The sequence below is a fragment of the Paracoccus haeundaensis genome, assembly GCF_006239215.1.
Classification (GTDB): Bacteria; Pseudomonadota; Alphaproteobacteria; order Rhodobacterales; family Rhodobacteraceae; genus Paracoccus; species Paracoccus marcusii.
Genome location: NZ_VDDC01000010.1, coordinates 75,799 through 93,921 on the forward strand (window position 1 = coordinate 75,799; position 18,123 = coordinate 93,921).

Consider the following 18,123-nt stretch of genomic DNA (forward strand, 5'->3'; position numbering starts at 1 on the left):
AAACTGGGGCATATCCCAAGGGCAAAACTGATCGTTGAGGGTCCTGCCGATGTCGTTCCTGCTGCGCTTTCTGACCTGGTGGAACAGCCAGACGCTGAACACTCAGTTCTGGACTTGGCGCAACGGCGTCAAGGTCGGCGAGGACGCGGCCGGAAACATCTTCTACAAGACCAAGGACGGCAAGCGCCGTTGGGTCATCTATAAATCCGAATCCGAGGCCAGTCAGATTTCGCCAGAATGGCACGGCTGGCTGCACCACACCTGGAACGAGGCGCCGACCGAACTGGCCGTCCCGCGCAAGGCGTGGGAACAGCCGCACCAAGCCAACCTGACCGGCACGCCGGGCGCCTATGTGCCGGCCGGATCACTGTATCGCGCGGCACCTGCGGTGCGCAGCGATTATGACGCGTGGCGCCCGGAATAGCATGTCCGCCGACATTGCCCATGGGACCGAGGCGCGGGCCGAACTGATCGCGGGTGGCGTCGTCCTTGCGGTCGCCGCGGGTTTTCTTGCTTGGGCGGCGCAGGGGCAGTGGGGCGGCGGATCGGGTTATCCGCTGATCGCATCTTTTCCGGATGTCGACGGGGTCGCGGTCGGGACAGAGGTCCGGTTGGCCGGTGTTCGTATCGGCCGCGTCAGTGAGGTCCGGTTGAACCCGCAGACCTATCTGGCCGATGCGGTCCTGACGATCCCAGACGACATCGCGCTGCCCACGGACAGCGCCGCACTGATCCAGTCCGACGGCCTGCTGGGCGGCGCGTACATCCAGCTGCAGCCTGGCGGAGCGATGGACAATCTTGCCCCAGGGGACGAGATCGAGGATGTGCAGGGCGCGGTCAGTTTGCTGCAGCTGATGCTGAAATTCGTCGACAGCCAATCGGCTGACGGGTCCGCGCCGTGATTCGCACGGCGCTTTGCCTGATGCTGATGGCAACACCCTTGGCCGCGCAGGACACCGTACGCGCATCGGGCGCGATGCTGCGGGGTCTGGACAAGGTGTCGGGGCGGACGACGGACCTGCCGCTTCAGATCGGTCAGGCCGTCCGTTACGGGCGGTTGGAGATCAGGCTGGGCGAATGCCGCTATCCTGCAGGCGATCCCAGCTCGGACGCCTTCGCGCAGCTGACCATCACCGACCTGCGGCAGAACGCGACGGTCTTCAGCGGCTGGATGATCGCCAGCTCGCCCGCGCTGTCGGCGCTGGATGACGCGCGCTACGATGTCTGGGTCATGTCCTGTCAGGGCTGAGCGGCCAGCATCTCGGCTGAGGGCATGGGCGCCGCACGGATGTCGGCCTTGCGGCGGAGAGCCGCGGTCAGCCGCGTGTGATAGGTCTTGCGCGGAATTTCGATCCCACCCATCCGGGCAAGATGCGGCGTCAGGAACTGCGTGTCGAACAAGGTGAAGCCGCATCGCTTCAGGTGCGTCGACAGCCACCACAGCGCCATCCGCGATCCGTTTTCGCGGGCCGAAACCATGGATTCGCCGAAAAACGCCCCCCCAAGGGTCACGCCGAACAGACCGCCCGCGAAGGCCCCGTCATGGCGGATCTCGATGGCATGCGCATGGCCCGCGCCGTGCAGCGCCTGATACAGGTCCGCCAGCGGAGCGTTGATCCACGTCGTTTCGCGGTCGGCACAGGCGGCGACCACGGTTGCGAAATCGCCGTCCAGATGTGCGGACCATCCACCACGCCGCAGGTCTCGCCGCAGAGAGCGCGCGACATGGACGCCCCCCACCGGCAGGACCCCCCGCATCGGGGGGTCGAACCAGTACAGGCGGTCGTCATCCGCGCTTTCGGCCATCGGAAAAACGCCGCGCGCATAACCGGTCAGCAGCTGCGCAGGCGTCAGCATCGGGCCCTTACGCGTAATGCCGGGCCAGCCAGCGTTCCAGCCAGTGGATCGAGTAGTTCCCCGACTGGATGTCCGGTTCCGCCAGCAGATCACGGAACAGCGGCACGGTCGTGTCGACCCCGTCCACGATCAGTTCGCCCAAGGCGCGCGACAGACGGGCCAGCGCCTCGTCCCGGTCCCGACCGTGAACGATCAGCTTGCCGATCAGGCTGTCGTAATAGGGCGGGATCGAATAGCCCTGATACAGCGCCGAATCCATCCGCACGCCCAGACCGCCCGGGGCGTGATACTGGGTGATCTTGCCGGGGCAGGGAGAGAAGCTGGGCACCTTCTCGGCGTTGATGCGCACCTCGATCGAATGGCCGTTGATCACCAGGTCCTCCTGGTGGAACTCCATCGGCAGGCCGGCAGCGACGCGGATCTGCTGGCGCACCAGGTCGACCCCGAAGATCGCCTCGGTCACCGGATGTTCCACCTGCAGGCGGGTGTTCATCTCGATGAAGTAGAACTCTCCGTCCTCGAACAGGAATTCGATCGTGCCGGCGCCGGAATAGCCGATCTTGGCGACGGCATCGGCGCAGACTTTTCCGATCCGGGCGCGCTGTTCGGCGGTGATGGCGGGGCCGGGGGCCTCCTCCAGCACCTTCTGGTGGCGGCGCTGCAGCGAGCAGTCGCGTTCGCCCAGATGCACGGCGCGGCCCTTGCCGTCACCGAAGACCTGGATCTCGATGTGGCGCGGGCGCTGGAGGTATTTCTCCAGATAGACGTCGGGGTTGCCGAAGGCTGCCTTGGCCTCGGACCGCGCGGTGCGGAAGGCGACCTCAAGGCCCGCCTCGTTTTCGGCGACCTTCATGCCACGACCGCCGCCGCCCGCCGTGGCCTTGATGATGACCGGATAGCCGATCTGGGCCGCGACCGCCTTGGCCTGTTCCACGTCGTTCACGCCACCGTCGCTGCCGGGCACGCAGGGGACGCCAAGCGCCTTCATCGTGTCCTTGGCGGTGATCTTGTCGCCCATGATGCGGATGTGTTCGGCACGCGGACCGATGAAGGTGATGCCGTGATCTTCCAGCATCTGCACGAAACCCGCATTCTCGGACAGGAAGCCGTAGCCTGGGTGGATCGCCTGCGCACCCGTGATCTCGCAGGCCGAGATCAGCGCTGGCATCGACAGATAGGACTGGGCCGAGGACGGCGGACCGATGCAGACCGATTCGTCTGCCATGCGGACATGCATCGCATCGGCGTCGGCGGTCGAATGGACCGCGACCGATGCGATGCCCATCTCGCGGCAGGCGCGGATCACGCGCAGCGCAATCTCGCCCCGGTTGGCGATAAGGATCTTGTCGAACATGGGCTTACTCGACGATCATCAGGGGGGTGCCGAATTCGACCGGATTGCCGTCATCGACCAGTATGCGGCGCACCGTGCCCGCGCGGGGCGCGGGAATGTGGTTCATCGTCTTCATGGCTTCGACGATCATCAGCGTGTCGCCCTCGGCCACGGTCTGACCGACGGTGACAAAGGCCGCGGCGCCTGGTTCAGCCGACAGATAGGCGGTGCCCACCATGGGCGATGTCACGGCGCCGGGCAGGCTGGCCGGATCGGCGCTGGCGGCGGCAGGGGCGGGCGCAGTGGCCGCGGCGGGCGCCGGGGCGGATGCCTGCGGTGCCGGGGCGGAGGGCGCCGCGGGGCTCTGGGCATAGACGACCTGCTTACCCTGCTTGGTCAGGCTGACCGTCAGGCGGTCATGCTCGCCGTATTCGCGCTTGACCTGGATCTCGTTCAGCTCGCTGGAGTTCAGCAGCTCGGCCAGCGAGCGGATGAAGGCCACGTCGCCCTCGTGATGCTTGTCGTGGTGGGAATCGTTGCTCATGCCATCCTCTGACGTGTTCTGGTCGGGCCGCGTCCACGCGCGGCGATTGCAGGGCTTATAGCCCCTGTGCCTGCCCAAGGGGAAGGGTCCCGTCGCGCTTTGCGCGCTCAGGCGCCGGGGCGCGCGGCCTTTTCCGCAAGGCCAGAGGTGCCTTCGCGCCGCGTCAGCTCCGCCTCGACGTCCTCCAGCGTGATGTCGCGGGCGGCCAGCATGACCAGCAGGTGGAACATCACGTCGGCGGCCTCGGCGGTCAGGCGGGCACGGTCGCCCTTGACCGCCTCGATGATCGCCTCGACGGCCTCCTCGCCGAACTTCTCGGCACATTTCTCGGGGCCCTTGGCCAGCAGTCTGGCGGTCCAGCTGCTGTCGGGGTCGGCGGTCTTGCGGTTCTGGACGGTCGCGGCCAGGCGGTGCAGGGCGGTCATGTCAGCCTCATGGGAATGCCGGCGGCGGCCATGTGGGCCTTGGCCTCGGCAATGGTATGCGTGCCGAAATGGAAGATGCTGGCGGCCAGAACGGCGCTGGCATGACCTTCGGTCACGCCCTCGACCAGGTGGTCCAGCGTGCCGACGCCGCCGGATGCGATGACCGGAACGTTCACCGCATCGGCGATGGCCCGCGTCAGGGGCAGGTTGAACCCCGACCGCGTCCCGTCCCGGTCCATCGAGGTCAGCAGGATCTCTCCTGCGCCCTTGGCTTCGACCAATCGCGCGAACGCCACCGCGTCGATGCCGGTGGGCTTGCGGCCGCCATGGGTGAAAATCTCCCACCGGCCGTCTTCCACGGTTTTTGCGTCGATCGCCACGACGATGCACTGGCTGCCGAACCGGTCGGCGGCGGCGGCCACCACATCCGGGTCGGCCACGGCCGCGGAATTGAAGCTGACCTTGTCGGCCCCAGCCAGCAGCAGCGCCCGCACGTCGTTATGCGTGCGCACGCCACCGCCCACGGTCAGCGGGACAAAGCATTGTTCCGCCGTCCGGGTCACCAGATCGAACATCGTGCCGCGATTTTCATGGGTGGCATGAATGTCCAGAAAGCATATCTCGTCTGCGCCGGCGGCGTCATAGGCGCGTGCGGCCTCGACCGGGTCGCCGGCATCGACCAGGTCGACGAAGTTCACGCCCTTGACCACGCGCCCGTCGGCGACGTCCAGGCAGGGAATGATCCGGGTCTTGAGCATCGTCGGGGCCTTTGGCTGGGGCTGGTAAGCCTTGGGTTCTAGCGCAGCGGCGGGGGCGGGACCAGTGGTCCGCGCCCGCCCGTGTCAGGCCAGCGCGGCCAGCGCCTGGCGCAGGTCCAGCGCGCCGTCGTAAAGCGCGCGCCCCGAGATCGCGCCCGCGATCACCTTGGTGTCGTCAAGCGCCTTTAGGTCGGCCAGCGACGAGACCCCACCGGATGCGATCACGGGAATCGTGACGGCGCGGGCCAGCGCCTCGGTCGCGTGGATGTTGGGGCCGCCCATCGCACCGTCACGGTCGATGTCCGTATAGATGATTGCGGCGACGCCCACGTCCTGGAACCGGCGGGCCAGGTCGGTGGCGTTCACGTCGGTTTCCGTGGCCCAGCCCCGCGTCGCGACCTTGCCTGCGCGGGCGTCGATACCGACCGCGATGCGGCCGGGAAAGGCGTCGGCGGCCTCGCGCACCAGGTCGGGATTCTCGACCGCGACGGTGCCCAGGATCACGCGGGTCAGGCCGCGGTCCAGCCAGGATTCGATCGTCGCCATGTCACGGATGCCGCCGCCCAGCTGGGTGGGGATGTCGGTGGCCGCAAGGATCGCCTCGACCGCCGCGGCATTCACGGGCTTGCCCTCGAAGGCGCCGTTCAGATCGACCAGGTGCAGCCATTCGGCACCCGCATCCTGGAACGCACGGGCCTGAGCCGCGGGATCGGTGCCGAAGACGGTTGCGGCCTCCATGTCGCCGCGCAGCAGGCGCACGCAGTTGCCGTCCTTCAGGTCGATGGCGGGATAGAGGATCATGGCGGCACGCTCCGGTCTCAAGGGTTGCGCCCCCTTTGCCACGGGGCGGGCGGGAACGGCAAGGGACCTGACGTCATGCTTGCCCGGACGGGGGCGGCCCGCGCAATCTGGTCGCACCCTGAGGAGGAGGGACCCATGCGTCACATCATTCTGGCCGCCACGTTCGCGCTGGCTGCAGGGGCGGCCAGCGCCGACCCGATCGAAGGGGTCTGGCAGACCCAGCCCGACGAGGGCGCGTTCGCCCATGTCACCGTCGCGCCCTGCGGCGGCGCGTTCTGCGGAACGATCACCCGGACCTATCGCGACACGGCCGAATACCAGTCGCCCAACCTGGGCCGCCAGATCGTCATCGACATGGCACCCCAGGGCGGCGGCAACTATGCGGGTCGCGTCTGGCGGCCGTCCAACGACAAGATCTATGCCGGCAAGGCCTCGGTCGCGGGCGACCGGATGAGCCTGTCGGGCTGCATCGCCGGTGGCCTGCTGTGCAGCAGCCAGACCTGGGTGCGGGTGCAGTAGCACCAACAGAACAGTGATCGGGGCCGGGCGAACCTGCCGCGGCCCCGACGCGTTCCCTGGGCGAAACAGCAATCAAGGAACGCACCATGCCGATGATTTCCGCGAAGGATGGCACGCAGCTTTACGTCAAGGACTGGGGGCAGGGCCGCCCGGTCGTCCTGATCCATGGCTGGCCGCTGACCGCAGACAGCTGGGAGACGCAGGCCCTGGGCCTGGCCGAGGCGGGCTATCGCGTCGTCAGCTATGACCGCCGCGGATTCGGGCGGTCCGAACAGCCGTGGAACGGCTATGAATACGACACGCTGTCGGACGATCTGGCCGCGGTGATCGACGAGCTGGAACTGACCGACGCGGCCATCATTGGCTTTTCCATGGGCGGCGGAGAGGTCGCCCGCTATGTCTCGCGCCACGGCGCAAAGGGGGCCAGCCGGTTGGGGTTCATCTCGTCGGTCGCGCCGGGGCTGCTGAAATCCGACGCCAATCCCGACGGTGCCCCGGCCGACCTGTTCGAGGGAATGCGCGACGGGCTGCGCAAGGACCGTCCGGCCTTCCTGCAGGATTTCGCCAAGCAATTCTATGGCCAGGGCCTTCTGGGCGGCGTCAGTCAGGCCGTTTTGGACTGGACGCAGGGCATGGCGATGATGGCCAGCCCGCGCGCCACGATCGAATGCGTGACAGCGTTCGGGATGACCGATTTCACCGCGGACGTGGCGCAGATCAACCTGCCCACGCTGGTCGTGCATGGCACGGCAGACAAGATCGTGCCCATCGCCGCCACCGCGCACCGGATGGCCAAGATGGTCCCGAGCGCAAAACTGATCGAATACGACAACGCCCCGCACGGACTGGCCGCCACGCATGGCGAGCGTCTGCTGGACGACCTCAAGGCGTTTCTGGCATGATCGGGGGCAGGGGGCGGACCGTCCGCCCCCTGTCGCTTATTCTGCCGCCTGCGCCGCACGCCACTGAGACACGCAGGGGATCTTGTCGCGGTCGCAGCGGTCGGAGTATTTGCGGGCGATGTCACGGACCTCTGACAGCAGACCCTCGGCCAGGGTGATCGGCTGCAGGCCCAACCGGAGAAAGCTGTCGTTGACGACATGCAGGTCGTTCTCGTCAGCCTCGTTGCGGGGGTTCTTCTGGAACGCGACCTCGGTCCCCGTGCGGTCCGAGATCATCTGCGCCAGGTCGCGGACGCGGTGCGTCTCGGTCATCTGGTTCAGGATCTGCACCCGGTCGCCGCGCTTGGGCGGGTTCGCGATGGCCAGTTCGATGCAGCGGCAGGTGTCCTGAATGTGGATGAAGGCACGCGTCTGGCCACCCGTTCCGTGCACGGTCATCGGATAGCCGATGGCCGCCTGCATCAGGAAACGGTTCAGCACCGTCCCATAGTCGCCATCGTAATCGAAGCGGTTGATCAACCGTTCGTCCATCTGCGTTTCGGCCGTCTGCGTGCCCCAGACGATGCCCTGATGCAGGTCGGTGATCCTCAGGCCGTCGTTCTTGTTGTAGTAGAAGAAGAACAGCGCATCCTGGGTCTTGGTCATGTGATAGATGCTGCCCGGATTGGCCGGGTACAGGATCTGCTGGTCATGGGGTCCCTGCGCGGTCTGCACGGTCACGTCCAGATAACCTTCGGGGATCTTCATGCCGGCGGTGCCATAGCCGTAGACGCCCATCGTGCCAAGGTGCACCAGGTGGATGTCCTGTCCCGATTCGACGATCGCGGCCAGCACGTCATGCGTCGCGTTCAGGTTGTTGTTCACGGTGTACCGCTTGTGGCGGGCCGATTTCATGGAATAGGGCGCCGCACGCTGTTCGGCGAAATGCACGATCGCATCGGGCCGTTCACGCTCCAACAGCGCCAGCAGCCGGTCGTAATCCTGACCGACGGTCAGATCCTCTGTCCGGATGTGGTTGCCGGTCACCTCGGCCCAGGCACGGACGCGCTCGCCAAGAGGGCGGATCGGCGTCAGGGAGGCGACCTCAAGCTCCACATCGATCTTGCGGCGCGAGAGGTTGTCGACGATCACGACGTCGTGACCGCGGGCGGACAGGTGCAGGGCCGTGGGCCAGCCGCAGAAACCGTCTCCGCCCAGAACGATGATCTTCATGATATGCCTTGCCGAATGATGCGCTGAATTCATTCAAATCAATATCTATGCGCGCATGCAAGCGCCACCCCCACAGGGATTGCGTCATCCGGGTGTCATGAAACCGGCGGCAATTAGCCTGTCTGGGCCTGCTGCATGTTGACCATATGCGCCGCGATGGCGTCTTCCAGGTCGGGATAGAAGGTCAGCTTGCCCTGTTCCAGGACCGCCCCTGCGTGACAGGTCTCGCGCAGCATTCCCATCGAATGCGCGACCACGATGGCCCCGGCATTCGACATGCGTTCGTTGAAGACGCGGTTGGACTTGGTGCGGAAGGCCGCGTCTCCCACGGCCGAGACCTCGTCGACCAGGTAGGTGTCGAAGGGCACCGCCATCGACAGGCCGAAGGCCAGGCGGGACCGCATCCCCGAGGAATAGGTGCGGATCGGCAGCTTGAAGTGATCGCCCAGTTCGGCGAAATCCTGGACGAAGTACAGCAGCTCCTCGGTGTCCACGCCATAGATGCGCGCGACAAAGCGGCAGTTCTGCTCTCCCGTCAGCTCTCCGCTGAACGAACCGGCAAAGCCCACCGGCCAGCTGATCGTCCCCGTGGACAGCACCTTGCCCGACGACGGCAGCATGGCCCCCGAGATCATCCGCAGCAGCGACGACTTGCCCGCGCCGTTGCGCCCCAGCAGCGCGACCGACACGCCGGACGGAAAGATCGCGGTGATGTCGTCGGCCACCACCTTGTGCTTGCCGTTCAGCGTGTAGGTCTTGCAGAGGTTCTGCAGATAGATCATCGCCGGTCGCGCAGGCTGTAGAAGATCAGGCTGCCGATCACCCACAGCACCGTCAGGAACCCTGCGATCATCAGCAGCAGCTTTGCGCGTTCGGGGAACTCGGCCTCCTGTGCAAGCGTCGGGCGGATGTACGGTGCCAGATAGCGCGACTGGCGCACGGCCTCGGCCCGCGCGGTCTCGAAGCCGGCAAGGGCCGCGGTATAGGTGGCCTCCGCGAACTGCCGGTCGACGGTCAGGATCTCGAACTGGCCCACGACATCGGACAGGGCCTCCTCGCCGCCGGTCGACCCGAACTTCTGGCGCTCGGCCTCGATCTGGTCGCGGATGACCTGGATGCGCAGTTCGGCCTGGCCGATCCGCGGGTCCTCGGGCTGCGCGTTCGCCTGCAGCAGGCCCAGGCCGACCAGCTGTTCTGCCAGTTGTTGCTGCAGCGATGTGACGACTCCGATCTGACCCTGTACGTCGGCCACCGGGTCCACCAGCTGATAGCGGTTGCGGAACTCGGTCACCTCCTGGCGGGCCTCGCGCAGGCGATCCTGCGCCCGATCCAGCTCGTCGCGGGCATAGCGCAGGGCATCCTCGCGGGCGATGTCGTTCAGACGGTTGATCAGGATGCCGCCCTCTTCCAGGATCGCGTTGGCGATGGTCTGGGCGTCCACAGGGTCGAAGGCCAGGATGCGCAGGTCGATCATCCCGGAATCGTAATGGATGCGGACCTTCCGCTCCCATTCCTCGACCAGGTCCTCCAGCGACGGCCCGCCGTTGAAGCCGAAGATCGGATCGCCCGGCGCCTTGGACCAGACCTCGCGCAGGTCGATGCGGGCATTGACCCGTTCGACCAGGTCACGGCTCTGGATGAACTTGTAGAGGATGTCGGTGTCGCTGGTCGAACTGGACGTGACCCCCACCAGAGACCCCAGCCCACCCAGAACGTCCGCCGGGCTGGGCGCGGATTCGCTGCGGACCGAGAAGCCGACATAGGACGCGTACTGGTCCGATGCGCGCGTATAGATGTACACGGCGCTGAGGAGGACAGGAATGATCACCATCAGGACAAAGCTGATGGCCATGCCGTAATGGCGCCGATGCAGGCGCGCCGGACCGGCCGGGGGCAGAACGGGCTGCTGCATGGCGGCCTGGATGCGGGCCTGCATCTGCGGATTGTGCTGGCCGGGGCGGATCACCTGCTGGCCTGCGCCCTGACCGGGGCGATGGACCATCTGGCCACCCTGCTGGCCCTGCGGACGGGGCTGACCTGCGCCCGGCCCCTGGGGCCGCAGCGGTTGACCCTGTCCTGCCTGACCCTGGGTTGCCCCCTGACCCTGTGCGGGGCCCTGGGGGCCTTCCTGCGGTGCGGTGGCACCGAGGGGCGTGTTCCTGTGGGGACCGGAGTTGGAATCCTGGGCGGACATGCGCTTACCCCGCCTGCCTTGTTGATCTTGCTGGCGCCGTCATACATAAGCGCGCAGAACAGTTCCAGCACCGATCCGTTGCCAGGATCGTGAGCAGCGCAAACGCGCCCCCGGCGCCATCCGTGATCCGCATGTCCCAGTCCACCACGCCCCGACACGGCCCGCCCGCCGCCCCCCTGCCGCAGCGCAAGACCGCGGCGCAGGGCCCGCGCGTCCTCAAGGAGGTGCGAAAGCACCGCAGCTTCGCCAGCCTGCGCGCCATCACGGCGCTGATCCTGCGCGAGGTCCAGACCAGCAACGGCCGCGCCTCGGGGGGGTATTTCTGGGCGGTCGCGGAACCTGCGGGCGGGATCATGCTGCTGACGCTGATTTTTTCGGTCACCTTCGCGCTGCCGCCGATCGGGACAAGCTTTGCGATGTTCTATGCCACCGGGATGGTGCCGTTCCTGGGATACATGGACATCTCGAACAAGGTCGCGTCCTCTGTGCGCTATTCGATGGCGCTTCTCAGCTATCCGGCGGTGACCTTCATGGACGCACTGCTGGCACGGATCGCCTTCAACGCGATCACCCAGGTGATGGTGGCCACGGTGATCTTCACGGCGATCATGATGACGTCGGAGACCCGGACCGACCCGCAGATGGACCTGATCGCGATCGGCCTGGCGATGATGATCCTGACGGGTGCCGCCATCGGCGTCATGAACTGCTTCCTGTTCGAGGCGGTCAGTTGGTGGCAGCCCCTGTGGGCGATCTTCATGAAGCCGTTCTTCCTGCTCTCGTGCATCTTCTTCATGTTCGACGATGTGCCCCAGCCCTATCAGGACTGGCTGTGGTGGAACCCGCTGATCCATGTCATCGGACAGATGCGGCGGTCGTTCTATCCGCAATATGCCGGCGAATACGTCAGCTATACCTATGTCTTCGGGCTGGGGCTGGGTCTGTTCGCCCTGGGGCTGGCGCTGCTGGTCCGGTACCACCGCGACCTTCAGAACAGCTAGCCCCGCGGGTCGATCAGGCGCGCCAGGACCGCGGCCTGCGTGATGCGCCCGCCGCCCTGCACGGGCAGGGCCGTGCGATCCGCCAAGAGGCCCATGACCGCGCGCACCGGCATGTCGCGGGGCACGGGCTCTCCCTCAGCGGTGCCGGGTTCGGCCACGTCCTCGGCGGTCAGCACGCCAAGCGGGTTCATGTGCGCCACGAAATCCGCGACATAGTCGTTGATCGGGTTGGCGATGATCTCTCTGGCGGTTCCGATCTGCACGATGCGTCCGCCCTCCATCAACGCGATGCGGTTGCCGAGCTTGAAGGCCTCATCCAAGTCATGGCTGACGAAGATGATGGTTCGCCCGGTCTTGGCCTGCAACTCCAGCAGTTCGTCCTGCAGGCGGGCGCGGATCAGCGGGTCCAGCGCGCTGAACGGTTCGTCCATCAGCAGGATCGGTGCCTCGGTCGCAAAGGCGCGGGCCAGGCCCACGCGCTGCTGCATGCCGCCGGACAGCTCTCCGACCTTGCGGTCGGCCCACTCCGACAGGCCCACGGTCGCCAGATGGCCCTCTATCTTGCTGCGCCGTTCGGCCTGCGACATGCCCGCCAGTTCCAGCCCTAGGCCGACATTGTCGCGCACCGTGCGCCATGGCAGCAGGCCGAAGGCCTGGAACACCATCGCCACGTCGCGCAGGCGGATGTCGCGCAGCGCCCGGCTGCCGGCTGCGGTCACGCTGACCATCTGACCGCCGCGCTTGATGCGGACCTCTCCACGGCAGACGGGGTTCAACGCGTTCACCGCCCGCAGCAGCGTGGATTTGCCCGATCCCGACAGGCCCATCAGGACCAGGATCTCTCCATCGGCCACCGACAGGCTGCAATCATGGACGCCCAGCACCTGTCCGGTTTCGGTCTTGATGGGGCCGCGGTCCAGACCCTCGTCCATCAGGGGCAGGGCACGGTCGGGGTGGTCGCCAAAGACGATGCACACCCGGTCGAATTCGACGGCGTTCATTTGCGGCCCTCCATGCGCAGCATCCGGTCCAGCAGGATGGCGACGACGACGATCACCATGCCCGATTCGAAGCCCAGTGCGGTGTTGACGCTGTTCAGTGCCCGCACGACCGGCACGCCCAACCCCGATGCGCCGACCAGCGCGGCGATGACGACCATCGACAGCGACAGCATGATGGTCTGGTTCAGCCCGGCCATGATTTGGGGCAGGGCGCTTGGCAGTTCCACCTTCCACAGCAGCTGGCGGGGGGTGGCACCGAACGCGGTCGCGGCCTCGACCAGTGCAGGCGGGGTCGAGGCGATGCCCAGCTGCGTCAGCCTGATCGGCGCGGGCAGCACGAAGATCACGGTGGCCAGCAGGCCCGGCACCATGCCGATGCCGAAGAACACGATCGCCGGGATCAGATAGACGAAGGTCGGCAGCGTCTGCATCAGGTCCAGGACCGGGCGCATCCAGGCATAAAGCCGCGGCCGGTGCGCGCAGGCGATGCCGATGGGCACGCCCACGGCCATGCAGACGATGCAGGCCGACAGGACCAGCGTCAGCGACTGCAGCATCTCGGACCAGTAGCCCTGGTTCAGCACGAACAGCAGCCCAAACATCACCAGCAGGCAGGTGCCCAACCGACGTTGCAGCGCCCAGGTCAGCGCCACGGCCAGTGCGATGAACAGGAACGGGTTCGGCGCCTCCAGCCCCGTCAGGATGGCGTCGATCAGCGCCTCCATCCCGGTCGAGATCGCGTCGAACAGCCCGGCCGCATTGGCGTTCAGCCAGTCAAAGACCGTCTTTGCGGTCCGTCCCACGGGGATCTTGGTGTCGGTGACCCAATCGGTCAGCTGTTCCATGCCTGCACCCTCTATGACGTTGGGGGCCCCGGCGGCACAGCGCCGGGGCGGGGGGTCATTGCGCCAGCGCCTCGGTCAGCGCGGTCTGGGGGTCGTTGCCGTCGGCGGTGGTCACGTCGACCAGCCAGGGGGTGGCCGCGTCCGGGTTGGCCGCAAGCCAGTCGCGGGCGGCGTCCATCGGATCCTGACCGTCGTTCAGGATCGCGCCCATGACCTCGTTCTCCATGGTCAGGGTGAACTCCAGGTTGGTCAGGAACTTGCCCACGTTCGGACATTCCGCGACATATCCCGCGCGGGTGTTGGTGCGAACCTCGGCGCCGCCAAGATCGGGGCCGAAGATCTCATCCCCGCCGGTCAGATAGGTCATTTCGAACTGGGCGTTCATGGGGTGGGGCTCCCATCCCAGGAAGATCACCGGCTGATCGCTGTTGGTCGCGCGCTGGACCTGGGCCAGCATGCCCTGTTCGCTGGATTCGACGACCTCGAAGGTGCCAAGGTCGAACTTGTCCATCGCCACCATCTCAAGCAGCAGGCGGTTGCCGTCGTTCCCCGGCTCGATGCCATAGATCTTGCCGTCCAGCGCCTCGCTTTGCGCGGCGATGTCGGCGAAATCGGCAATCCCCAGGTCGGCACCGGCCTTGTTTGTGGCCAGCGTGTATTTCGCGCCGGTCAGGTTGGTGCGCACCGTGTCGACCGTGCCCGCGTCGCGATAGGGGGCGATGTCGGCCTCCATCGTGGGCATCCAGTTGCCCAAGAACACGTCCACGTCGTCCGTGGACAGCGCCGTATAGGTCACCGGGACCGAGAGGATGCGTGTCTCGGTCTCGTATCCCAGGGCCTGCAGGACCGTCGACGCGATGGCCGTGGTCGCGGTGATGTCGGACCAGCCCACGTCGGAAAACACCACCTCTCGGCAGCTGTCGGGTTCCTGTGCGGTGGCGGGCAGCGCCAGCGCGGGCGTCATCGCAAGGACCGCGAGGATGCGGGAAAGGGTCATGATGGGCTCCCTGTTCTTGATTGTTCAGTCAATTAACGTTACATGGAAACGGCAACGCAACAGAAATCTTCCGCCGCAGGTGCAATCATGCCGAAACTCGGGGCCGAGCCTATCCGAAAAGCAGCGCTGATCAATGCCGCGATCTTCGAGGTGGGGCGCGCGGGGTCGCTGGACGTCACCGTCGCGCAAATCGCCAAACGTGCCGGCATGTCGCCGGCGCTGGCCCACCATTACTTCGGATCCAAGGATCAGATCTTCCTGGCGGCGATGCGGTATATCCTGCGCAGCTATGGGCAAACGGTCCATGACCGCCTGCCGGGGCGGGGTGCGCGGGGGCGTTTGGATGCGATCATCCACGCCAGCTTTGCGCCCCAGAACTTTCAGCGCGAGACGGTCAGTGCATGGCTCAATTTTTACGCACTTGCGCTGAACTCTCCCGAGGCCGCGCGCCTGTTGCGGGTCTATCACCGCCGGCTGCATTCGAACCTGATCGTGGCGCTGCGCGGCCTGACCGACCACCCCGAGCGCACCGCCGAGACATTGGGTGCGCTGATCGACGGCGTCTATCTGCGCGCGGTCCTGACCCCCGGTCCGACCGATGCCGATGTGGCGCTGAACACCATCATGACCTATCTGAAGGAGGCCCTTGCATGAGCCTTTCCGCACAACCCACCGCATCCCTGTTCATCGGCGGCAAGCCGGTCGAAGGGCAGGGTGCCGACCTGCCCGTCCGCTATGCGTTGACCGGCGAGACCATCGCGACGCTGAAGGAGGCATCGACCGACCAGGTGGCCCAGGCTTGCGCCGCCGCCAAGGCCGCCCAGCCCGCATGGGCCGCAATGGCGCCCGTCGAGCGGGGCCGCATCCTCGGTCGCGCCGCCGCGATCATCCTTGAGCGCAATGACGAACTGGCGCGCCTTGAGACCCTGGACACCGGCAAGCCGATCCAGGAGACGCTGGTGGCGGACTGGCCGTCGGGTGCCGCGGCACTGGAATATTTCGCGGGTCTGGCGGCGACGCTGACGGGCCAGATGATCCCCCTGGGGGCGGACTGGGCCTATACCCGCCGCGAGGCCCTGGGTGTCTGTGCAGGTATCGGGGCCTGGAACTATCCCAGCCAGATCGCCTGCTGGAAAGCCGCCCCGGCCTTGGTCATGGGCAACACCATGGTCTTCAAACCGTCCGAGGAAACGCCGCTAGGGGCCTTGAAACTGGCGGAAATCTTCATTGAGGCGGGGATGCCTCCGGGCGTGTTCAACGTGGTGCAGGGCCGGGGCGATGTCGGTGCCGCGCTGGTCGCCGACCCCAACGTGGCCAAGGTGTCCCTGACCGGTTCGGTGCCCACCGGCCGCCGCGTCTATGCGGCCGCCGCGGAAGGAATGCGGCATGTCACGATGGAGCTGGGCGGCAAGTCCCCCCTGATCGTCTTTGACGACGCGAACCTTGAGGACGCGGTCAGTGCCGCGATCCTGGCGAACTTCTACAGCTCGGGGCAGATCTGCTCCAACGGGACGCGCGTCTTCCTGCAGGAGGGTATCAAGGAGGACTTCCTGGCCCGCCTGGCGGAGCGTGTGAAGGCCGTCCGCATGGGCGATCCGCTGGACCCGGACACCAATCACGGTCCGATCATCAATGCGGCCCAGGCCGACAAGATCCGCGCCGCCATCCGCGCCGGGCTTGACGCCGGTGCCCGGCTGGTCTGCGGCGGAGAGGGCGAGGGGCCGTTCATCCCGCCCACGGTCTTTGCCGATGCCACCGACGACATGACTATCGCGACGGACGAGATCTTCGGGCCGGTCCTGACCGCCCTCAGCTTTGCCGACGAGGACGAGGTGGTCGCCCGTGCCAACGGCACCGGCTTTGGCCTGGCCGCGGGGGTCTTTACCCAGGACCTGTCCCGCGCCCATCGCGTGGTCGCCGCGCTGGAGGCCGGCACCTGCTGGATCAACACCTACAACCTGACGCCGGTCGAGATGCCCTTTGGCGGCGTCAAGCTGTCCGGTCTGGGCCGCGAGAACTCCGCTGCCGCGATCGAGCATTATAGCCAGCTGAAATCCGTCTATGTGGGCATGGGAGGCGTCGATGCACCCTACTGATCTTCCGAAAGCCGCCAAGGACGCGGATTACGTCATCATCGGCGCGGGCAGCGCCGGCTGTGCCCTGGCCTATCGCCTGACCGAGGCGGGACGCACCGTCACGCTGATCGAGTTCGGCGGCAGCGATGTCGGCCCCTTCATCCAGATGCCGGGCGCACTGTCCTATCCGATGAACATGAGCCGCTATGACTGGGGCTTTGCCAGCCAGCCGGAACCGCATCTGGGCGGGCGCAAGCTGGCGACGCCGCGCGGCAAGGTCATCGGCGGATCGTCGTCGATCAACGGCATGGTCTTCGTGCGCGGCAACCCCAAGGATTTCCAGCATTGGGCCGACAGCGGTGCCGAAGGTTGGGATTATGCGGGCGTCCTGCCGTATTTCAAGCGGATGGAGACCTGGCACGGCGGCACGTCGCCGGTGCGTGGCACCAGCGGCCCGCTGCACATCACCCGCGGCAAGCGCAAGAACCCGTTGTTCAACACCTTCATCGAGGCGGGTCACCAGGCAGGATGGCCACGCACGGACGATTACAACGGCACCCAGCAGGAGGGTTTCGGCCCGATGGAGGCCACCATCTGGAAGGGCCGCCGCTGGTCCGCCGCCAATGCCTATCTGCGTCCCGCGAAAAAGACCGGCCTGCTGACCGTCGTGCGCGGTCTGGCGAACCGCATCCTGTTTCAAGGTAAACGCGCCTATGGCGTTGAAATCGAACGCAACGGCAAGGTCGAGGCCGTTCTGGCGAACCGCGAGGTCATCATCTCGGCCAGCACCATCAACACGCCCAAGTTGCTGATGCTGTCGGGCATCGGGCCTGCGGATCACCTGCGCCAGCATGGCATCACGCCGCTTGCGGATCGTCCCGGCGTCGGGGGCAACCTGCAGGACCATCTTGAGATCTACATGCAGTACAAGTCGCTGAAGCCGGTGACGCTGTATACCTATTACAACCTGCTGGGCAAAGGCCGCGTGGGTGTCGAATGGCTGCTGCAGAAGACCGGCCTTGGCGCATCGAACCAGTTCGAAAGCTGCGGTTTCATCCGGTCGTCGGATGCCAAGGACTATCCCGACATCCAGTATCACTTCCTGCCGCTGGCGGTCCGTTATGACGGGAAATCGGCGGCCAAGGGTCATGGGTTCCAGGCCCATGTGGGGCCGATGCGGTCGAAATCGCGCGGCACCATCCGGCTGGCATCGGGCGACCCGTCCGTGGCGCCCGAGATCCGCTTCAACTACATGTCCCAACCCGAGGATTGGGAGGAGTTCCGGGCATGCGTCCGCCATACGCGCCGCATCTTTGACGCCCCCGCGTTCAAGGAATATCGCGGCGACGAGATCCAGCCGGGCGATGCCGTGCAGACCGATGAACAGATCGACGCGTTCATCCGCGAACATGCGGAATCGGCCTATCATCCCTGCGGTACTGCCCGCATGGGTACGGCCAGCGATCCCGACGCGGTCGTGGACCCCGAACTGCGCGTGATCGGGGTCGAGGGTTTGCGCGTGGCAGACAGCTCGATCTTTCCACGCATCACCAACGGCAATCTGAACGGCCCGTCGATCATGACCGGCGAAAAGGCCGCCGATCACATCTTGGGCCGCCAGATGCTGCGCGCCTGACAAAGAAAGGCCCGCAGCGATGC

At 66.2% G+C, this 18,123-nt stretch carries 21 protein-coding genes; 9 read left to right on the forward strand and 12 right to left on the reverse strand.

What is annotated here, in order from left to right:
* Window positions 1–49 precede the first annotated feature (49 nt).
* Genes FHD67_RS06145 through FHD67_RS06155 form a run of 3 tightly spaced genes read left to right on the forward strand, consistent with a single transcriptional unit; the run spans window position 50 to window position 1,249 of the window.
* Entirely contained in the window at window positions 50–424 is a 375-nt protein-coding gene (locus FHD67_RS06145) for an NADH:ubiquinone oxidoreductase subunit NDUFA12 (RefSeq protein WP_045981265.1), read from the forward strand.
* 1 nt (window position 425) lies between these two features.
* A complete protein-coding gene (mlaD, locus tag FHD67_RS06150; RefSeq protein WP_139598183.1) occupies window positions 426–902 on the forward strand; it encodes an outer membrane lipid asymmetry maintenance protein MlaD in 477 nt (158 codons plus the stop codon).
* A 20-nt stretch (window positions 903–922) separates the two neighbouring features.
* On the forward strand, window positions 923–1,249 hold the full coding sequence (locus tag FHD67_RS06155) for a DUF2155 domain-containing protein (protein ID WP_045999603.1): 327 nt from the start codon (window positions 923–925) through the stop codon (window positions 1,247–1,249).
* Here the strand turns inward: FHD67_RS06155 and aat are convergent.
* The 6 genes from aat to hisA all read right to left on the reverse strand — a co-directional run bounded on the left by aat (window position 1,240) and on the right by hisA (window position 5,718).
* Complete coding sequence (gene aat, locus FHD67_RS06160; RefSeq protein ID WP_139598184.1) at window positions 1,240–1,857, reverse strand: leucyl/phenylalanyl-tRNA--protein transferase; 618 nt, start codon at window positions 1,855–1,857, stop codon at window positions 1,240–1,242. The two genes, FHD67_RS06155 and aat, sit on opposite strands and share 10 nt — an antisense overlap.
* 7 nt (window positions 1,858–1,864) lie before the next feature.
* On the reverse strand, window positions 1,865–3,211 hold the full coding sequence (accC, locus tag FHD67_RS06165) for an acetyl-CoA carboxylase biotin carboxylase subunit (RefSeq protein WP_045981261.1): 1,347 nt from the start codon (window positions 3,209–3,211) through the stop codon (window positions 1,865–1,867).
* A gap of 4 nt (window positions 3,212–3,215) precedes the next feature.
* Window positions 3,216–3,734, reverse strand: a complete 519-nt coding sequence (accB, locus tag FHD67_RS06170; protein ID WP_139598185.1) for an acetyl-CoA carboxylase biotin carboxyl carrier protein — start codon at window positions 3,732–3,734, stop codon at window positions 3,216–3,218.
* Between the two features lie 107 nt (window positions 3,735–3,841).
* The gene (locus tag FHD67_RS06175; RefSeq protein ID WP_139598186.1) at window positions 3,842–4,159 is read right to left on the reverse strand and encodes a phosphoribosyl-ATP diphosphatase; all 318 of its coding nucleotides are present in this window, start codon (window positions 4,157–4,159) and stop codon (window positions 3,842–3,844) included.
* On the reverse strand, window positions 4,156–4,917 hold the full coding sequence (gene hisF, locus FHD67_RS06180; protein WP_139598187.1) for an imidazole glycerol phosphate synthase subunit HisF: 762 nt from the start codon (window positions 4,915–4,917) through the stop codon (window positions 4,156–4,158). The genes FHD67_RS06175 and hisF overlap by 4 nt, the downstream gene beginning before the upstream one ends.
* An 84-nt stretch (window positions 4,918–5,001) precedes the next feature.
* Window positions 5,002–5,718: a 1-(5-phosphoribosyl)-5-[(5-phosphoribosylamino)methylideneamino]imidazole-4-carboxamide isomerase gene (hisA, locus tag FHD67_RS06185; protein ID WP_045999045.1), complete on the reverse strand. Its 717-nt coding sequence runs from the start codon at window positions 5,716–5,718 to the stop codon at window positions 5,002–5,004.
* A gap of 135 nt (window positions 5,719–5,853) precedes the next feature.
* On the opposite strand from hisA, the gene FHD67_RS06190 reads away from it, so the two are divergent.
* Together FHD67_RS06190 and FHD67_RS06195 are read left to right on the forward strand one after the other, a co-directional pair.
* Entirely contained in the window at window positions 5,854–6,237 is a 384-nt protein-coding gene (locus tag FHD67_RS06190) for a DUF2147 domain-containing protein (protein ID WP_045999046.1), read from the forward strand.
* A gap of 86 nt (window positions 6,238–6,323) precedes the next feature.
* Complete coding sequence (locus FHD67_RS06195; protein ID WP_139598188.1) at window positions 6,324–7,139, forward strand: alpha/beta fold hydrolase; 816 nt, start codon at window positions 6,324–6,326, stop codon at window positions 7,137–7,139.
* Window positions 7,140–7,175: 36 nt separating this feature from the next.
* On the opposite strand, the gene FHD67_RS06200 is transcribed toward FHD67_RS06195, so the two are convergent.
* From FHD67_RS06200 to FHD67_RS06210, 3 genes are all read right to left on the reverse strand, one after another.
* Window positions 7,176–8,351: an NAD-dependent epimerase/dehydratase family protein gene (locus FHD67_RS06200; RefSeq protein WP_139598189.1), complete on the reverse strand. Its 1,176-nt coding sequence runs from the start codon at window positions 8,349–8,351 to the stop codon at window positions 7,176–7,178.
* Window positions 8,352–8,464: 113 nt separating this feature from the next.
* Complete coding sequence (locus tag FHD67_RS06205) at window positions 8,465–9,133, reverse strand: ABC transporter ATP-binding protein (protein WP_045981253.1); 669 nt, start codon at window positions 9,131–9,133, stop codon at window positions 8,465–8,467.
* Window positions 9,130–10,353, reverse strand: coding sequence for a KpsE/RkpR family capsule polysaccharide export protein (locus tag FHD67_RS06210; protein ID WP_246071247.1), 1,224 nt, complete (start codon window positions 10,351–10,353; stop codon window positions 9,130–9,132). The genes FHD67_RS06205 and FHD67_RS06210 overlap by 4 nt, the downstream gene beginning before the upstream one ends.
* Window positions 10,354–10,676: 323 nt before the next feature.
* Here FHD67_RS06210 and FHD67_RS06220 point away from each other — a divergent pair, with 323 nt between their 5' ends.
* Window positions 10,677–11,546 carry an ABC transporter permease gene (locus FHD67_RS06220; RefSeq protein ID WP_157020380.1) on the forward strand — a complete coding sequence of 290 codons (870 nt, stop codon included), beginning with the start codon at window positions 10,677–10,679 and terminating at the stop codon, window positions 11,544–11,546.
* Here the strand turns inward: FHD67_RS06220 and choV are convergent.
* Genes choV through choX form a run of 3 tightly spaced genes read right to left on the reverse strand, consistent with a single transcriptional unit; the run spans window position 11,543 to window position 14,389 of the window.
* Window positions 11,543–12,547: a choline ABC transporter ATP-binding protein gene (gene choV, locus FHD67_RS06225; protein ID WP_045999051.1), complete on the reverse strand. Its 1,005-nt coding sequence runs from the start codon at window positions 12,545–12,547 to the stop codon at window positions 11,543–11,545. The genes FHD67_RS06220 and choV overlap by 4 nt on opposite strands.
* The gene (choW, locus tag FHD67_RS06230; protein WP_045999052.1) at window positions 12,544–13,392 is read right to left on the reverse strand and encodes a choline ABC transporter permease subunit; all 849 of its coding nucleotides are present in this window, start codon (window positions 13,390–13,392) and stop codon (window positions 12,544–12,546) included. Before choW ends, choV begins: the two co-directional genes overlap by 4 nt.
* A gap of 55 nt (window positions 13,393–13,447) precedes the next feature.
* Window positions 13,448–14,389, reverse strand: coding sequence for a choline ABC transporter substrate-binding protein (choX, locus tag FHD67_RS06235; RefSeq protein ID WP_139598191.1), 942 nt, complete (start codon window positions 14,387–14,389; stop codon window positions 13,448–13,450).
* Window positions 14,390–14,476: 87 nt separating this feature from the next.
* On the opposite strand from choX, the gene betI reads away from it, so the two are divergent.
* From betI to betA, 3 genes are read left to right on the forward strand one after another with little or no spacing between them, the layout of a single operon-like run.
* The gene (betI, locus tag FHD67_RS06240) at window positions 14,477–15,043 is read left to right on the forward strand and encodes a transcriptional regulator BetI (protein ID WP_139598192.1); all 567 of its coding nucleotides are present in this window, start codon (window positions 14,477–14,479) and stop codon (window positions 15,041–15,043) included.
* Entirely contained in the window at window positions 15,040–16,485 is a 1,446-nt protein-coding gene (gene betB / locus FHD67_RS06245) for a betaine-aldehyde dehydrogenase (protein WP_139598193.1), read from the forward strand. The genes betI and betB overlap by 4 nt, the downstream gene beginning before the upstream one ends.
* Window positions 16,472–18,100 carry a choline dehydrogenase gene (gene betA / locus FHD67_RS06250; protein WP_139598194.1) on the forward strand — a complete coding sequence of 543 codons (1,629 nt, stop codon included), beginning with the start codon at window positions 16,472–16,474 and terminating at the stop codon, window positions 18,098–18,100. The genes betB and betA overlap by 14 nt, the downstream gene beginning before the upstream one ends.
* Window positions 18,101–18,123: the final 23 nt, after the last annotated feature.

Coding starts and splice junctions, on each gene's coding strand:
- FHD67_RS06145 (WP_045981265.1), top strand. CDS start 50: ATGTCGTTCCTGCTGCGCTTTCTGACCTGGTGGAACAGCCAGACGCTG.
- mlaD (WP_139598183.1), top strand. CDS start 426: ATGTCCGCCGACATTGCCCATGGGACCGAGGCGCGGGCCGAACTGATC.
- FHD67_RS06155 (WP_045999603.1), top strand. CDS start 923: ATGCTGATGGCAACACCCTTGGCCGCGCAGGACACCGTACGCGCATCG.
- aat (WP_139598184.1), bottom strand. CDS start 1,857: ATGCTGACGCCTGCGCAGCTGCTGACCGGTTATGCGCGCGGCGTTTTT.
- accC (WP_045981261.1), bottom strand. CDS start 3,211: ATGTTCGACAAGATCCTTATCGCCAACCGGGGCGAGATTGCGCTGCGC.
- accB (WP_139598185.1), bottom strand. CDS start 3,734: ATGAGCAACGATTCCCACCACGACAAGCATCACGAGGGCGACGTGGCC.
- FHD67_RS06175 (WP_139598186.1), bottom strand. CDS start 4,159: ATGACCGCCCTGCACCGCCTGGCCGCGACCGTCCAGAACCGCAAGACC.
- hisF (WP_139598187.1), bottom strand. CDS start 4,917: ATGCTCAAGACCCGGATCATTCCCTGCCTGGACGTCGCCGACGGGCGC.
- hisA (WP_045999045.1), bottom strand. CDS start 5,718: ATGATCCTCTATCCCGCCATCGACCTGAAGGACGGCAACTGCGTGCGC.
- FHD67_RS06190 (WP_045999046.1), top strand. CDS start 5,854: ATGCGTCACATCATTCTGGCCGCCACGTTCGCGCTGGCTGCAGGGGCG.
- FHD67_RS06195 (WP_139598188.1), top strand. CDS start 6,324: ATGCCGATGATTTCCGCGAAGGATGGCACGCAGCTTTACGTCAAGGAC.
- FHD67_RS06200 (WP_139598189.1), bottom strand. CDS start 8,351: ATGAAGATCATCGTTCTGGGCGGAGACGGTTTCTGCGGCTGGCCCACG.
- FHD67_RS06205 (WP_045981253.1), bottom strand. CDS start 9,133: ATGATCTATCTGCAGAACCTCTGCAAGACCTACACGCTGAACGGCAAG.
- FHD67_RS06210 (WP_246071247.1), bottom strand. CDS start 10,353: ATGGTCCATCGCCCCGGTCAGGGCGCAGGCCAGCAGGTGATCCGCCCC.
- FHD67_RS06220 (WP_157020380.1), top strand. CDS start 10,677: ATGTCCCAGTCCACCACGCCCCGACACGGCCCGCCCGCCGCCCCCCTG.
- choV (WP_045999051.1), bottom strand. CDS start 12,547: ATGAACGCCGTCGAATTCGACCGGGTGTGCATCGTCTTTGGCGACCAC.
- choW (WP_045999052.1), bottom strand. CDS start 13,392: ATGGAACAGCTGACCGATTGGGTCACCGACACCAAGATCCCCGTGGGA.
- choX (WP_139598191.1), bottom strand. CDS start 14,389: ATGACCCTTTCCCGCATCCTCGCGGTCCTTGCGATGACGCCCGCGCTG.
- betI (WP_139598192.1), top strand. CDS start 14,477: ATGCCGAAACTCGGGGCCGAGCCTATCCGAAAAGCAGCGCTGATCAAT.
- betB (WP_139598193.1), top strand. CDS start 15,040: ATGAGCCTTTCCGCACAACCCACCGCATCCCTGTTCATCGGCGGCAAG.
- betA (WP_139598194.1), top strand. CDS start 16,472: ATGCACCCTACTGATCTTCCGAAAGCCGCCAAGGACGCGGATTACGTC.